Below are 14,913 nucleotides of genomic sequence, written 5' to 3'. Positions count from 1 at the left end.
TTGATGGAATGACACAGCTTCGCTCTGTTCTCGAGTTCTCCATGTGGCAAGGCCACCGAGTTACCGAAATAACATCAGTGGCCGAGCATTCATGCGTTGAACAAAATTACTTGCGCAGACCGAGTTTGGCGATCAACGCGGTGTAACGATCGGCATCTTTGGACTTGAGGTAGTCCAGCAGTTTGCGACGACGGCTGACCATGCGCAACAAACCACGGCGGCCGTGGTGATCTTTTGCATGGGTTTTGAAATGGGGGGTGAGTTCGTTGATGCGGGCGGTCAAAATGGCTACCTGCACTTCGGGACTGCCAGTATCGCTGGCGCTGCGGGCATTGGCTTTGACAACCTCTGCCTTATTAAGCGTGGTCATGGTGTTTCCTTAAAGTTTGACTTGCGCTGGGCACTGGAACTGCGCCTAGCGTGCGTTCGAAAAATCCCGAACCCAAAGATTATAGCCTGGTCCAGGCCTGCAAGCGCTCAACCCCCAAGCGCAAACGTTGCGGGTCTTGGGAAGCGAAACACCAGCGCAACCACCCTGCTGCTTCTGGGCCAAAGGCTTCACCCGGGGCCAAGCCCAGGCCCGCCTCAGCCACCAAACGCTTGGCCGTGACCAAGCCATCATGATGCCCGGGTATGCGAAAAAAGGCGTACATCCCGCCCAGCGGAAGGCTGAGCTCCAAGCCAGGCAAAGACTGCAAAGCGCCCACCAAGGTGTCACGGCAAGATTTCAGATGGGCCACCACCCGGGGGGTGATTTCTTGGCGGCGCTGCAAGGCCGCCAAACCAGCGCGTTGGGTAAACACGCTGCAGCATGAGGTGTTGAACTCAATCAGCTTTCCCATCGCGTCGGTCATCTCTGGCGGCATGACCAACCAACCCAGGCGCCAACCGGTCATCAAAAAACTTTTGGAAAAGCTGTGCACCACGACCAAACGGTCTTGCGGGTCGGCGACATCCAAAAAACTGGGGGCGCACGCATTTTCTGTGGGTGCGTAATAAAGTGCTTCATACACTTCATCGGCCAAGATCCAAGTGCCCGTCACACGGCAACGCTGCAATATGGCCTCTTGCTCTTCGCGGGTCAAGGTCCAACCGGTTGGGTTATTGGGCGCGTTCAAAATCAACAGCTTTGTTTGGGGACCGATGGCTGAAAGCAATGCATCCAAGTCCAGCTGCCAGCCACCATCGACCACCTGCAATGACAAGGTGCGCAAATGGGCACCCATGATGCGGGGCTGGGCCACCAAATTGGGCCACACCGGCGTGATGGCCAGCACCTCATCGCCGGGATTGACCAAGGCCTGCACCGCCAACATCAAGGCATTCACCCCGCCCGCAGTCACAGCCACACGATCCAAGGAAACCCCCTGCCCATGCGGTCCAGGGTGGTTTTCGCTCATATGGATAGAAATGGCCTGGCGCAAAGCTGGCAAACCCAAGTTGTGTGCGTAGTAGGTTTCACCTTGTTGCAAAGAGTCAATGGCCGCTTGGCGCACAAAGTCAGGCGTGACCTCATCGCCTTCGCCAAACCAAAAGGCCAATACGTCGTCGCGGCCCAAGCCCGCATTGGCCACTTCGCGGATTTTCGAGGCCTCTAAGTCCATGATAGCGGTGCGCAAGGTCTGTCTCCTGGTTCAGCGACGCAGTTCGGTGCTGGGGGTCAAAGGCGGTCGGGTCATTCGACAACGGCTGGGCAACTCGGCCTGTCGGGCAGTCAATGTTTTGATCACGCGAAAACCATAGCCAGACCCTTCACTGTCGTGCTTAACACCGCGCTGACCCAGCTTGTCCATCAACCCCACCACCAAATTTTGCTGTAATTGATGATCAGTCTCACGCATTTGCGCTGGATGCCCAAAGATGTCCAGTTGCGAGCGCTCCAACTGCAAGGCCACGGCCAGCGCTTCGGTGCTGCCCGCAGTTTCGACAGCGCGAACCCACATCTCCATCATCACTTGCATGCGCATGTGCACGTAATCGTCTTGCGGTTGAGGAAAACGCTGCTTGAAAGCCGCATAAAAAGCCGCTGATTCGGACCCCGCCACATTGGGCATCCATTCGGCCACCGCAAACACCTTGCCCACACCGGCCTCACCCATGGCCTGCGGTGCGCCCAAGGCATTGCCATAAAAGGTGAAGAAATAGCCGTTGTATCCGGCGTCTCGAGCGGCCTTGACCAACAAGCTCAGGTCCTGGCCCCAATTTCCAGTGATGACCGCCTGAGCACCACTGGCCTTGATTTTTTGCACATACGGCATAAAGTCTTTGACCCGACCCATGGGGTGCAGTTCTTCGCCCACCACTTTGGGTGCTTGCGGCATCAGCGCCATCTGACGCTTGGCTTCACGCACAAATGCCTGACCAAAGCTGTAGTCTTGGGCGATCAAATAAACGCGCTCAATCAATGGGTCTGCTTGCATGACCTCCATCAATGCCTTCATCCGCATATCTGCATGGGCATCAAACCTGAAGTGCCAAAAATTGCAGCGCTCCTGGGTCAACGCAGGGTCCACCGCCGAATAGTTCAGGAAAAGCACCTGGCGAGAAGGGTCGCGATCATTGTGCTTTTGCGTCGCCTCCATCAATGCGGCGGCAATTGCCGAACTATTGCCTTGCAATATCACCCGAGCACCGCCATCGATGGCAGATCGCATCGCTGCCAGCGCCTCCTCCACCTGCCCTTTGCTGTCAAAGCGCTCCAAGAGCAGAGGTCGGTGACCACCGGCCAGCTTGACACCGCCGCGCTGGGCAACACGCTCGACGGCCCAAGAGAGGTTTCGCCACACGGCTTCGCCAGTGTTGGCAAAGGGCCCACTGAACGACTCGATCATCGCCACCTTGATCGGTGCAGGCGCGACCGGCTGGGCATGAACCCACAAAGCAGCATTGAAAAACAGGCCGGCAAATAGCACCCAGCGCGCCCATTTCAAGACCCATGTTGAAAAAAGATACATGCCCGAATGCCCTTGAATGTCGACACCTTGGTCGCAACTGATGATGACTGCAAAACAGCCGCGCAGTGTACCCCCCCACAAGGAGAAAACCATGTTCTTTACCCCCATCGCCCCTGCCACTTACCGCACCAATGCCCGACTGGGCCTCGAGCGCTTTTTGCAGGAGGTGGCACGCCCACAGCACGCCCCACCCACGCAATTTGAACAAGACGAACACCAATACCGCTTGAGCATGGATATGCCCGGTGTGTCCAAGGAGCATTTGGTGGTTCAAATCGAGGAGCAAATGGTGCAAATCAACACCACGACAGACGCCAATCGGGTCTACAAAGCACAGTTTGAATTGCCCATGCCCGTAGATGCCGCCACCAGCAGCGCCAAACTGGAAAACGGCATTTTGAATTTGGTGCTGGCGAAAAAACTGCCGCAAAGCAAAGCCCAAGCTTTGCCGGTTCAGTGATGGTTTGACAGTTCCTGCAAAGGCCATCGAGGGCGCACATCGAAGGCCCCATCGCGGTCCATGCGCAAGCCAGGCACAGTCTGGATGCGCATGGCAGCGGCCATGGCAATCATGGCGCCGTTATCGGTGCACAAATGCAACTCGGGGTAGTGAACCTGCACGCCCAAGGCTTGGCATTGGGCATTGAGTTGAGTGCGCAAGGCGCTGTTGGCGCCCACGCCGCCAGCGACCACCAAGCGTTTGAGCCCGGTTTGCGCCAATGCGCGCATGGATTTTTTGACCAATACTTCAACGATGGCAGCCTGGGTGCTGGCTGCCACATCGGCTACTCGCGCTGGCAAGTCGGTGCCCAATCGCTGGACCTGGGTCAACACAGCCGTTTTGAGGCCGGCAAAGGAAAAATCCAAGTTGCCACTGTTCAACAGTGGACGAGGCAAAGCAAATGCTTTGGGGTTGCCCTGCTCGGCCAAGCGTGATAAACCAGGCCCCCCGGGGTAAGGCAAGCCCAACAATTTGGCCGATTTGTCAAAGGCCTCACCCGCGGCATCGTCAATGGTCTCGCCCAACAAAGCATAGTCCCCCACTGCGTTGACTTGCATGAGCTGGGTGTGCCCACCAGACACCAGCAAGGCCACGAAAGGAAAGGTGGGTGGGTCTTGGCTCAAAAAAGGCGACAGCAAATGGCCCTCCAGGTGATGCACACCCAACAAAGGCTTGTGCCAAGCCGCAGCCAAGCCAGCGGCCACCCCAGCCCCGACCAACAAAGCACCCGCCAATCCGGGGCCGCGCGTGAACGCCACCACATCAATCTCATCAGCTTGAACACCCGCTTGGTCCAAAACGGATTGCGTCAAGGGAATGACCCGGCGAATGTGGTCTCGGCTGGCCAACTCGGGCACCACCCCGCCATAGGCTTGGTGCATTTCAATTTGAGAGTGAAGGGCTTGGGCCAGCAAAACAGGCCAAGTTGGGGCTGCACCTGGGGAAACCTCAACCGTTTTGACCAAGGCCACGCCGGTTTCATCGCAAGAAGATTCAATGCCCAAAACAATCATGGCCGCAGTGTAGCCCTGGCATGCGAGACAATCCGTGCATGGGCATCAGCGCATACATCAAAGAAATTGGCCGAGGTAAAGATGGCGCACGCGCGCTGACCCGCGCCCAAGCCGCGGACTTGATGGGGCAATTGCTCGACGGGTACGTCAGCGACCTTGAAATTGGCGCCTTTTGCTTGGCCATGCGCATCAAAGGTGAAACCCCAGAAGAGATGGCGGGGTTTTTAGATGCCACGCAACAAAGACTGCACCATTTTGAAAGCCCCGCCAACCAACCCACGGTGGTCATCCCCAGCTACAACGGTTCGCGCAAGCTGCCCCTGCTCACCCCCTTGTTGGCTGGGTTGATTGCGCGTGAGGGCTTTGCGGTGTTGGTTCACGGCAGCACCACCGAAGACACACGGGTCACCAGTGAGCAGGTCTTTGCGGCCATGGGGACCGCAGCTTTGGACCGCCCCACCCGACTTGAACCCGGACGCGTTTTTTATGCCCCCACCCAAGTGCTCTCACCAGCTTTGCAAAAGTTGCTGGATGTGCGGCGTGTGGTGGGCTTGCGCAACCCAGCCCACAGCCTGGTGAAAATGCTCAATCCCATTCAGGGGCGCGCCCTTTTGGTCTGCAGCCACACCCACCCCGAATATGCGCAGTCCATGACCCACACCTTGAGCCTGATCCAAGCCAACGCATTGCTGCTGCGCGGCACCGAAGGCGAGCCCGTGGCCGATCCGCGGCGCACACCGGCCATGACGGGCTTTGTTGCGGGACAGGCCATGCCGATGTGCGAGCAACAAGCCGGCAGCTTGACCGACCTGCCAGCCTTGCCGGTGGACAACAGCGCCCTGGCCACGGCCGCGTTCATCCAAAGCGCACTGGACGGTCAAAGCCCCGTCCCCGCACCGCTGGTCCAGCAGGTGTCTGTGCTGTGCCGATTGGCCGAGCAAATGGGCGCCCCTTCCACAACGCATTCACTGCCATGACCAAACGCGTCACCCATCCCCAAGTGACCCTGGTCGGCGCCGGTCCCGGCGACCCGGATTTGCTAACCCTCAAGGCCCTGAAAGCCTTGCAATCGGCCAGCGTCATCTTGGTGGATGATTTGGTCAGCGACGCCATCGTCGCATTGGCCCACCCAGCCGCCAGGGTGATATGGGTCGGAAAGCGCGGCGGTTGCCGCTCCACACCGCAAGCCTTCATCCACAAACTCATGATTCAAGCCGCTCTGGATGGTGAACGCGTGGTGCGCCTCAAAGGGGGCGATCCGCTGATTTTTGGCCGTGGTGGCGAAGAGGTCGATCACCTGCGCGCCGCGGGCATTGAGGTCGAAATCATCAACGGCGTCACCTCGGCCTTGGCGGGCATGGCCTCCATCCAAACCGCCCTCACCCACCGTGACCATGCCCAAGGGGTGATTTTCATCACGGGTCACCGCCAGAAGGAAGGCCTGGGCACACCTTGGGCCGAGCTGGCCCGCACGGCTCACCAGGCCCAATTGACCTTGGTCATTTACATGGGTCTGGCACAGGTGATGCACATCCAATCGCAATTGCTGATGGGCTTGCCCACCCAAACCCCCGTGGCTTTGCTGCAAGACGTCAGCTTGCCGCAACAGCGCCAAGCGCTCACCACCTTGGGTGATTTGGCCCAATGCGTGAGCCAACAGGCTTTTGCCAGCCCCACTGTCATGGTGGTCGGCCAAGTTGTGGCTGGTATGCAAGCCTTGGGCATCTTCGCGGATATGCCCAAATCGTCGGCAATAAATCACCCCTGAACCACTGCTGCTTGGGGTGCAAACCCGCGCCAAGCAGATCAAGCCCCACCCGCGTGCGAAAATCGCCGCATTCAAACCTCAGACGGACACACGCACATGGAAGCAGAACGCATCAACCAAATTGGCAATCAGTTGCAAGACCTCAGCGCTCGCACCGTCGAGTTGCGGAGGTATCTTTGACTACGATGCCAAATTTGAACGCCTGAGAACCGTCAACGCTTCGCTGGAAGACCCCAGCGTTTGGAACGAACCCAAGAAAGCCCAGGAGCTGGGCCGCGAAAAAAAATCGCTGGAAGACATCGTGCTGGTTCTGGGCCGCTTGACCCAAGAACTGTCGGACAACCTGGAGTTGTTTGACATGAGCAAAGAAGAGAACGATGAAGCGGGTCTGATCACCATTGACAACGAGGCCACCAGCCTGGCCGCCGACATCGAAAAGCTCGAATTTCGGCGCATGTTCAACAACCCAGCCGATCCCAACAATGCCTTTTTGGACATCCAAGCGGGTGCGGGTGGCACCGAAGCCTGTGACTGGGCCAGCATGTTGTTGCGCCAGTACCTCAAATATGCCGAGCGCAAAGGCTTCAAGGCCACCTTGGAAGACGAATCCCCTGGGGACGTTGCCGGCATCAAAGGCGCCACCTTGAAGATCGAGGGCGAATACGCTTTTGGTTTGTTGCGCACCGAAACCGGCGTGCACCGTTTGGTGCGCAAATCGCCGTTTGACTCGTCCGGTGGGCGACACACCAGTTTTGCCAGCATCTTTGTCTACCCCGAGGTGGACGATTCCATCGAGATCGACATCAACCCGGCCGATGTGCGCACCGATACCTATCGCGCCAGTGGCGCAGGCGGCCAGCACATCAACAAAACCGACTCTGCCGTGCGCTTGACCCACATCCCCACCGGCATCGTGGTGCAGTGCCAAGATGGCCGCAGCCAGCACAGCAACCGAGATGTGGCCTGGAAGCGTTTGCGCTCACGCTTGTACGACCACGAAATGCGCATCCGCATGGAAGCCCAGCAAAAGCTCGAAGACACCAAAACCGATGTGGGCTGGGGTCACCAAATTCGCAGCTATGTGCTGGACCAAAGCCGCATCAAAGATTTGCGCACCAACGTCGAGATCAGCAACACCCAAAAAGTGCTGGATGGAGACTTGGACACCTTCATCGAAGCCTCGCTCAAGCAAGGCGTTTGACCCCCACCAGCCGTTCACCATTCACAGGAATCTGACATGCTAGAAGGCGCTGCCACGCTGATTCGCCGCGAAGACCACATGCCCCCCGCATATTGGATCGACGCCGTCGACCTCACCATTGACCTCGACCCCCTGAAGACCCGCGTGCTCAACAAAATGCAGGTGCGTCGCAACCCAGACGTTGAGGCACAACCACTGCGCTTGGATGGCGAAGAATTGAACCTGGCCCGCGTCATGGTCAACGGCCAAGGCACCAGTTTCAAAATGGACCAAGGGCAATTGGTGTTGGAAAACCTGCCCGAGGGCCATGACGCCTTTGAGTTGGAAATCTTCACCACCTGCTCGCCCCAAAAGAACACCCAACTCTCTGGCCTGTACCTGAGCCAAGACGCCTTTTTCACCCAATGTGAAGCCCAAGGTTTTCGCCGCATCACCTATTTCCTGGACCGCCCCGATGTGATGTCGCTATACCAAGTCAGCTTGCGTGCCGACAAAGCCGCTTACCCCGTGCTGTTGTCCAACGGCAATTTGGTTGAACAAGCCGACTTGGGTGAAGGCCGCCACATGGCCAAGTGGGTGGACCCGCACAAAAAACCCAGCTATTTGTTTGCCCTGGTGGCGGGCAAATTGGTCTGCCGAGAGCAGCGCATCACGGCCCGCTCAGGCCGAGAGCATGTGCTGCAGGTGTATGTGCGATCGGGTGATTTGGACAAAACCGACCATGCCATGCAATCCCTGATGTCCAGCATCGCCTGGGATGAAGCCCGCTTCGGCTTGAGCTTGGACTTGGACCGCTTCATGATCGTGGCCACTTCCGACTTCAACATGGGGGCGATGGAAAACAAAGGCCTCAACATCTTCAACACCAAATACGTGTTGGCCAGCCCGGCCACGGCCACCGATGTCGACTACGCCAACATCGAAAGCGTCGTCGGTCACGAATACTTCCACAACTGGACGGGCAACCGCATCACCTGCCGCGATTGGTTTCAGCTCTCACTCAAAGAGGGCTTGACCGTGTTTCGCGACCAAGAGTTCAGCCAAGACTTGGCGGGCTCGCCATCGGCTCGCGCGGTCAAGCGCATTGAAGACGTGCGCTTGCTGCGCAATGTGCAATTCGCCGAAGACGCCGGCCCCATGGCCCACCCGGTGCGACCGGACAGCTACCAAGAAATCAACAACTTCTACACCGTCACCGTTTACGAAAAAGGGGCCGAGGTGGTGCGCATGATGCAAACCCTGCTCTCGCAACCCCAAGACGAATTGGGTCGCGCAGGTTTTGCCCGTGGCATGGCCTTGTATTTTGAGCGCCATGATGGCCAAGCCGTCACCTGCGACGACTTCGCACAAGCCATTGCAGACGCCAACCCGGGTTCTGCATTGGCCCAACACCTGAGCGCTTTCAAAAACTGGTACTCGCAGGCGGGCACGCCCCAGGTCCATGCCAGCGGTGTGCACGACCCGGCAAACCAGCGCTACACCCTCACCCTGCGCCAAAGCTGCGCCCCCACCCCAGGTCAAGACAGCAAAGCGCCCTTTGTGATTCCCGTCATGGTCGGCTTGCTCGATGAACAAGGCCATGCCCTGCCGCACAACCAGTTGTGCGTGCTGCATGAGGTTGAGCAGCAATGGGTCTTTGACGGCATTGCCCAAGCGCCAGTGCCCTCTTTGCTGCGCGGCTTCAGTGCCCCTGTGGTTTTGCATGTTGAATACAGCCAGGCCCAATTGCTCACCCTGCTGGCACACGACAGCGACCCCTTCAACCAATGGGAGGCCGGTCAGCGTTTGGCGACCCGTGCCGCCTTGTCGGCCATCGAAGGCCAGGCTCCAGCAGGCCCCATCCTGCCGCCCGAAGTGGTGCAAGCCTTTGGCCAGGTTTTACAAAACCCACAGTTGGACCCCGCCTTCATCGAACTGGTGCTCACCTTGCCCAGTGAGACCTATCTGGCCGAACAACTGAGCGTGGTGGACCCTTTGCGCATCCACCAGGTGCGCCAAGCCATGCGCATGCAGTTGGCACGTGAACTGCAACCGATTTGGGAACAGGTTTACGCCACTCACCGCACCCGTGGCACGTTCAGCATCAGTGTCCAGGCCATGGGGCAACGCGCATTGGCCAACTTGGCCTTGCAACACCTGTGTCTGAGCGCTGTGGGCCATACCGGCTCTGATTGGCCAGATCAAGCTTTGCATGCGTTCAGCCGTGCCACCAACATGACCGATCGCATGGGCGCATTGCAAGCCTTGGTGCATGCCCAGCATCCCCATGCCGCCCAAGCGTTGTCACAGTTCCACCAACTTTTTGTGCACGACGAGTTGGTCATTGACAAATGGTTTGCCCTGCAAGCCAGCGCACCCGACCAAGATGGCTCGGTGCTGGCCCAAGTGAAACAACTGATGCGGCACCCCGACTTTCAGCTGCGCAACCCCAACCGCGCGCGCAGCCTGATTTCCACCTTTTGCCAAGGCAACCTAGCTGCATTTCACCGGTCGGATGCATCGGGTTATGTCTTTTGGAGCGAACGGGTGATTGAAATTGACGCCATCAACCCCCAGGTGGCGGCCCGATTGGCCCGCGCCATGGACCGCTGGCGCAAACTGGCCCAACCCTACCAAGATGCGGCCCGCGAAGCCATCAAACGCGTCGCCGCCAAGGCCGATTTGAGCAAAGACGTGCGCGAGGTGGTGACCCGCGCCTTGCAGGAGACAAAACCATGAGCGTTTCACTGTCACGCTATTTGGTCGAAGAGCAACGGGCCAAAGGCAAAATTCCACCTGAATTGCGTTTGCTGCTCGAAGTGGTGGCGCGCGCTTGCAAAGGCATCAGCCACTCGGTCAACAAAGGCGCCTTGGGTGGCGTGCTCGGCAGCGCTGGTTCTGAAAATGTGCAAGGCGAAGTGCAAAAGAAACTCGACATCATTGCCAACGAGGTGCTGATCGAGGCCAACGAATGGGGCGGTCACTTGGCGGCCATGGCCTCTGAAGAAATGGACAGCATCCACCTCGTGCCCAACCGCTACCCGCAAGGCGAATACCTGCTGCTGTTTGACCCACTCGATGGGTCCAGCAACATAGACGTCAATGTCAGCATTGGCACGATCTTCAGCGTGCTGCGCAAACCCGACGGCCCGGATGGTGTGAGCGAAGCCGACTTCTTGCAAGCCGGGCAGCAACAAGTGGCGGCTGGTTATTGTGTCTATGGCCCCCAAACCACTTTGGTGTTGACGGTGGGCGATGGCGTGGCCATGTTCACCTTGGACCGTGAGCAAGGCTCGTTTGTCTTGACCCAAGAAAAGGTACAGATACCCGCCGACACCAAAGAATTTGCCATCAACATGAGCAACATGCGCCACTGGGACGAGCCAGTCAAGCGCTACATCGACGAATGCTTGCAGGGCACACTAGGCCCGCGCGGCAAAGACTTCAACATGCGCTGGATTGCCAGCATGGTGGCCGATGTGCACCGCATCCTCACCCGTGGCGGCGTGTTCATGTACCCCTGGGACCAACGCGAGCCGCACAAACCTGGCAAGTTGCGCTTGATGTACGAGGCCAACCCCATGTCGTGGTTGATCGAGCAAGCCGGTGGCGCCGCGACCAATGGCCGGCAACGCATCTTGGACATCCAGCCCAGCCAATTGCATGAGCGCGTCAGCGTGATCTTGGGCTCGAAAAACGAAGTCGATCGCATCACCCAGTACCACCAAGGCGCTTCACATTGAGCCGACCTTTATAATTTTCCCAAAGCCGGAATAGCTCAGTTGGTAGAGCAGCTCATTCGTAATGAGAAGGTCGGGGGTTCGATTCCTCTTTCCGGCACCAACAGGTTGTACCCCGCAATGGGATCCCATCACATCACCAAGGCCTGTCCATGAATACCTCATCCAAAATTTTGACCGCTCTGGCTGTGTCTGTCTTGTTGACGGCTTGTCCTGGTAGCGGTGATTCAAGCTCCAGCACCACCACTTACACCACCATTTATGGTTTGGCTTACGACAGTACAAACAGCAAGCTGTACATTGCCAATGCGGGCCGCAGCACGATCCAATCACTGGACCCGTCCTCCCTCACCAACACTCCCGTGACCTTGGCCGGTGGCGACAACGTCACGGGAACCACCAATGGCGATGGGACAGCTGCACGGTTCAACAACCCCATGGGTTTGGCAATGACCAGCACCACCACCTTAGTGGTAGCCGACACTGGAAACAGCTTGCTCAGAAAAATCACTTCACTGACGGGTACAAAAACAGTCGCGAATTACGCCACAGGTGGATCCTTCAGTTACCCCATTGAGATGGCTGTTTTAACAAACGACCTTTACGTGGCTGACGCAAACAACCACGCCATCAAGAAAATATCCCTGACCAGTGAGGCGAGTGAAACCTGGGCCGGAACAGCTGGCACATCAGGAACAACCACCTCAACCACCTCTGTGACTGTGACTCGCCTGAGCGCCTTGTTCAATCAACCCACAGGCATTGCGATTGACACAACAAACAACGTTGTTTATGTCAGCGATTCATCCAATCACACCATTCGAAAAATTGACATTACATCGGGCACCGTGACCACCATTGCTGGCGTTGCCGGTACCAGCGGTTATAAAAATTCAGCCACTGGATCTTCTGCCAATTTTTACGTGCCTACCACTCTGGTATTCACTAACAACGCCCTTTATGTCACAGATACACGTAACCATGCGATACGCAAAATTGATACAACCACCAACGCAGTCACCACTTTTGCCGGCAGTGCTGGAACGATTGACACCAGCCTGACCGCAGTTTCTGGAAGTACTGATGGCACCAGCACAGCCGCCAGGTTTTACACACCCAGAGGGATTGCCTTGAACGGTACAACCCTTTACGTGGGTGATCAAAACGGAACAAAATTACGAAAAATTGATTTGACAACCGGTGTTGTCACCACTTTCACCACTACCTTCTAAGCCCCGCGCTTACCAGGGCTTCAGAGCCCCAACACCCGCTCGGCATTGCCGTGCATGATTTTTTCCATCACTTCGTCTTTGTAGCCGAGTTCGTTCCACTCTTTGAAGATGCGCGCATAGGGCAAGCTGGGGTAGTCGCTGCCAAACATGATCTTGTCTTGCAAGCGGCCGCGGATGTCCACTTTCAAATTGCCCGGGAAGTGCTTGGGCGCCCAGCCTGACATCTCCCAGTAGACGTTGCCTTTGTGCAAGGCCACCGCAGTGGTTTCTTCTACCCAGGGCCAACCGGGGTGGGCCATGATGATTTTCAGGTTGGGAAAGTCAGCCGCCAAGTCATCGATGTGCGATGGGTGTGCATGGCGCACCCGGGCTCCGTTGCCGCCAGGCATGCCTGCACCCATGCCGGTGGTGCCCACGTCAATCATGACGGCGGCACCCAGGCCATTGATCACCTCAAACAGGTCGTAATGGCGGCGGTCGTTGACCGCAAAGTGCTGCATGATGGGGTGAAAGTGAAAGCCGATGAAGCCCAACTCGTTGACTGCTTTTTGCACTTGCCGAATGGCGATTTCACCTTTGGCCGGCTCAACCGCACCCCAACACTGAATCACGCGATCTGGGTGGCGCTTCCAGATGCCGTGCACATACTCATTGGTGCAAGGCGGCGTGGCCACCGTGGTCTCCAAGTCCAGGGCGACCAAGCAAGCATCTACACCCGCACCGGTGAACTCGGCGATCACCTCGTCCTCAGTTTTGGCGACCCAGTCGCGCTTCCAATAGGTGGCCAAGGCCTCGGGGTATGGGCCTTGGGAGTCGATCCAGGTTTGGGTACCGGGGTAGCAATGCAAATCGATCACGCGCATTTTGATTCCTTCAGAGCTTTGCAGCGAGTTTGGCAGCAACCATCTCGCCCAGGGATTTTTTGGACACCTTGCCAAAGGTGGACACCGGAAAGTCGGGCAGGATTTCCAAGCGTTCGGGCAATTTGAACTTGGCGATTTCTTGCTCGGCCAAAAACGCCACCAACTCGCCCAAGTTCAAAGATTGACCGGCCTTCAAAATCACACAGGCGCACATTTTTTCGCCCATGGCCGGGTCGGGCATGGGCACACAAGCCACGTTTTGCACCGCAGGGTGCATCAGGATGAGGTTTTCAATTTCTTCGGCGCTGATCTTTTCACCGCCACGGTTGATCAGGTCTTTTTTGCGCCCCTCGACCACATAGTTGCCGCTGGGGTGCTTGCGCATCAAATCGCCCGAGCGGTAAAACCCATCGGTGGTGAATTGGCGCGCGTTGTATTCGGGCACGCCGTAGTAGCCGCGCAATGTGTAAGGGCCACGGCAAGCCAGCTCACCCACCTCACCATCGGGCACCACGCGGCCTTCATCGTCAATCAACATCACCTCGTCATCCGCACACACCGGGCGGCCGCAAGTTTCCAACAACACCTCTTCAGGGTCGCCGGCGCGCACAAACATCAACAGGCCTTCGCTCATGCCAAAGTTTTCTTGCACAAATGCGTTGCGAAACAGTTGCCGTGTGCGCAAGCGCACCTCAGGTTGCATGCGCTGACCTCCGCTTTGGATGAGCTTCACCGAATCCAGTTGGTGGTCGGTGATGGACGGGTCATTGATCAAGCGGATCAACAAAGCCGGCACCACCTTGATGTGGGTGACCCCATGGCGCTCAATCAACGCAAACATCTCGCCCGGGCGGGTGTTGCCGTGCAAAACCACGGTTGCGCCTTGAAACATGAAGCCTTGAATACCGGGGCAAGCCAAGGGCAGGTTGTGGGCAATGGGCAGCACCAGCAGCAGCACAGAATCTGGCCCGACCTGCACCACTTCAGCGGCGACCTTGGAGTTGTAGGCGTAATCGTTGTTGGTGCGGGGAATCAGCTTGGGGATGCCGGTGGTGCCACCCGAGAGTTGAAAAATGCACGGGTCGGTGGGGTCGATGGCGATGTGGCGCCAATCGTCTGCGGGGCGCTGGGCGGGTTTGTCGATCAAGGCGCGCAAATCATGCTCGCCAGGCCCGGCTTGGCCCAAGACCAATCGCATTCGCAAACACGGGTTGGCCGTTTGCACCCGATCGATCATCGGGCCAAAGACAAAGTCGCCCGCGCGATCCGGATATACACAGCAAGCGGCCTGGGACAGCTGGGTGAACTGGCTGATCTCCGCAAAGCGGTGCGTGACCAACGCAGCTATCGGTATACAGCCGATTTTTTGCAAGGCAAAGTACAGGATCACAAACTCGGCCACATTGGGCAGGGTGGGCACCACGCGGTCCAAGGGCTTGAGGCCCAGGTCCATCAGGTTGAGCGCCAAATTGCTGCTCAAGCGATCGACATCGGCATAGCTGTATTGGCGAGGGCCATCGATCAAGGCCACGCGTGGGCCGTGGGTGCGAAACACATCGTCAAACTCGTCGCGCAAGGCGCGGTCTTTCCAATATCCTTTGGCGCGGTATTGGGCCGCGTATTCGGGGGGAAACGGAACAAAACCTTCCAACATATATCCC

13 protein-coding genes and 1 tRNA gene are annotated in these 14,913 nt (G+C 57.6%); 8 read left to right on the top strand and 6 right to left on the bottom strand.

Going from position 1 to position 14,913, the window contains the following annotated elements:
- Nucleotides 1-106 precede the first annotated feature (106 nt).
- The 3 genes from rpsO to AC8GFZ_RS02615 form a co-directional block, all read right to left on the bottom strand.
- Complete coding sequence (gene rpsO / locus AC8GFZ_RS02625; protein WP_506642062.1) at nt 107-370, bottom strand: 30S ribosomal protein S15; 264 nt, start codon at nt 368-370, stop codon at nt 107-109.
- A gap of 79 nt (nt 371-449) precedes the next feature.
- On the bottom strand, nt 450-1,619 hold the full coding sequence (locus tag AC8GFZ_RS02620) for a pyridoxal phosphate-dependent aminotransferase (protein ID WP_506642060.1): 1,170 nt from the start codon (nt 1,617-1,619) through the stop codon (nt 450-452).
- Nucleotides 1,620-1,634: 15 nt separating this feature from the next.
- Nucleotides 1,635-2,954, bottom strand: coding sequence for a branched-chain amino acid ABC transporter substrate-binding protein (locus AC8GFZ_RS02615; protein ID WP_506642058.1), 1,320 nt, complete (start codon nt 2,952-2,954; stop codon nt 1,635-1,637).
- A 91-nt stretch (nt 2,955-3,045) separates the two neighbouring features.
- Here AC8GFZ_RS02615 and AC8GFZ_RS02610 point away from each other — a divergent pair, with 91 nt between their 5' ends.
- Entirely contained in the window at nt 3,046-3,414 is a 369-nt protein-coding gene (locus AC8GFZ_RS02610; protein ID WP_506642056.1) for an Hsp20/alpha crystallin family protein, read from the top strand.
- On the opposite strand, the gene tsaD is transcribed toward AC8GFZ_RS02610, so the two are convergent.
- Nucleotides 3,408-4,469: a tRNA (adenosine(37)-N6)-threonylcarbamoyltransferase complex transferase subunit TsaD gene (gene tsaD / locus AC8GFZ_RS02605; RefSeq protein WP_506642054.1), complete on the bottom strand. Its 1,062-nt coding sequence runs from the start codon at nt 4,467-4,469 to the stop codon at nt 3,408-3,410. The two genes, AC8GFZ_RS02610 and tsaD, sit on opposite strands and share 7 nt — an antisense overlap.
- A 38-nt stretch (nt 4,470-4,507) precedes the next feature.
- Between tsaD and ybiB the strand changes: the two genes are divergently transcribed.
- From ybiB to AC8GFZ_RS02570, 7 genes are all read left to right on the top strand, one after another.
- Nucleotides 4,508-5,446: a DNA-binding protein YbiB gene (ybiB, locus tag AC8GFZ_RS02600; RefSeq protein ID WP_506642052.1), complete on the top strand. Its 939-nt coding sequence runs from the start codon at nt 4,508-4,510 to the stop codon at nt 5,444-5,446.
- Nucleotides 5,443-6,237 (top strand): uroporphyrinogen-III C-methyltransferase, encoded by a 795-nt coding sequence (gene cobA, locus AC8GFZ_RS02595; protein ID WP_506642050.1) that lies wholly within the window; start codon nt 5,443-5,445, stop codon nt 6,235-6,237. Before ybiB ends, cobA begins: the two co-directional genes overlap by 4 nt.
- Nucleotides 6,238-6,333: 96 nt before the next feature.
- A protein-coding gene (gene prfB, locus AC8GFZ_RS02590) for a peptide chain release factor 2 (protein ID WP_506642048.1) occupies nt 6,334-7,438 on the top strand; the annotation gives its coding sequence in 2 pieces (ribosomal slippage) (nt 6,334-6,414 and nt 6,416-7,438; 1,104 coding nt in all).
- Between the two features lie 36 nt (nt 7,439-7,474).
- Entirely contained in the window at nt 7,475-10,156 is a 2,682-nt protein-coding gene (pepN, locus tag AC8GFZ_RS02585; protein WP_506642046.1) for an aminopeptidase N, read from the top strand.
- Nucleotides 10,153-11,160 (top strand): class 1 fructose-bisphosphatase, encoded by a 1,008-nt coding sequence (locus AC8GFZ_RS02580; protein ID WP_506642044.1) that lies wholly within the window; start codon nt 10,153-10,155, stop codon nt 11,158-11,160. Before pepN ends, AC8GFZ_RS02580 begins: the two co-directional genes overlap by 4 nt.
- A gap of 24 nt (nt 11,161-11,184) precedes the next feature.
- Nucleotides 11,185-11,260: transfer RNA gene (locus tag AC8GFZ_RS02575), tRNA-Thr, on the top strand.
- A 49-nt stretch (nt 11,261-11,309) separates the two neighbouring features.
- Nucleotides 11,310-12,389 (top strand): NHL domain-containing protein, encoded by a 1,080-nt coding sequence (locus AC8GFZ_RS02570; RefSeq protein WP_506642042.1) that lies wholly within the window; start codon nt 11,310-11,312, stop codon nt 12,387-12,389.
- Between the two features lie 20 nt (nt 12,390-12,409).
- Here the strand turns inward: AC8GFZ_RS02570 and AC8GFZ_RS02565 are convergent, their stop codons facing one another.
- Together AC8GFZ_RS02565 and AC8GFZ_RS02560 are read right to left on the bottom strand one after the other, a co-directional pair.
- Nucleotides 12,410-13,252 carry an amidohydrolase family protein gene (locus tag AC8GFZ_RS02565; protein ID WP_506642040.1) on the bottom strand — a complete coding sequence of 281 codons (843 nt, stop codon included), beginning with the start codon at nt 13,250-13,252 and terminating at the stop codon, nt 12,410-12,412.
- 10 nt (nt 13,253-13,262) lie between these two features.
- Entirely contained in the window at nt 13,263-14,906 is a 1,644-nt protein-coding gene (locus AC8GFZ_RS02560; protein ID WP_506642038.1) for a (2,3-dihydroxybenzoyl)adenylate synthase, read from the bottom strand.
- Nucleotides 14,907-14,913 lie beyond the last annotated feature (7 nt).

Origin of the sequence: Limnohabitans rimovensis (SeqCode) (assembly GCF_965234775.1) — a bacterium.
Lineage (GTDB): Bacteria > Pseudomonadota > Gammaproteobacteria > Burkholderiales > Burkholderiaceae_C > Limnohabitans > Limnohabitans rimovensis.
The sequence above is the reverse complement of the archived record's forward strand: the minus strand, read 5'-3'. Positions and strand labels throughout refer to the sequence as shown.

Bases quoted from the DNA above. Each gene is read 5' to 3' on its own strand.
- rpsO (WP_506642062.1), bottom strand. From the start codon at position 370: ATGACCACGCTTAATAAGGCAGAGGTTGTCAAAGCCAATGCCCGCAGC.
- AC8GFZ_RS02615 (WP_506642058.1), bottom strand. From the start codon at position 2,954: ATGTATCTTTTTTCAACATGGGTCTTGAAATGGGCGCGCTGGGTGCTA.
- AC8GFZ_RS02610 (WP_506642056.1), top strand. From the start codon at position 3,046: ATGTTCTTTACCCCCATCGCCCCTGCCACTTACCGCACCAATGCCCGA.
- tsaD (WP_506642054.1), bottom strand. From the start codon at position 4,469: ATGATTGTTTTGGGCATTGAATCTTCTTGCGATGAAACCGGCGTGGCC.
- ybiB (WP_506642052.1), top strand. From the start codon at position 4,508: ATGGGCATCAGCGCATACATCAAAGAAATTGGCCGAGGTAAAGATGGC.
- cobA (WP_506642050.1), top strand. From the start codon at position 5,443: ATGACCAAACGCGTCACCCATCCCCAAGTGACCCTGGTCGGCGCCGGT.
- pepN (WP_506642046.1), top strand. From the start codon at position 7,475: ATGCTAGAAGGCGCTGCCACGCTGATTCGCCGCGAAGACCACATGCCC.
- AC8GFZ_RS02580 (WP_506642044.1), top strand. From the start codon at position 10,153: ATGAGCGTTTCACTGTCACGCTATTTGGTCGAAGAGCAACGGGCCAAA.
- AC8GFZ_RS02570 (WP_506642042.1), top strand. From the start codon at position 11,310: ATGAATACCTCATCCAAAATTTTGACCGCTCTGGCTGTGTCTGTCTTG.
- AC8GFZ_RS02565 (WP_506642040.1), bottom strand. From the start codon at position 13,252: ATGCGCGTGATCGATTTGCATTGCTACCCCGGTACCCAAACCTGGATC.
- AC8GFZ_RS02560 (WP_506642038.1), bottom strand. From the start codon at position 14,906: ATGTTGGAAGGTTTTGTTCCGTTTCCCCCCGAATACGCGGCCCAATAC.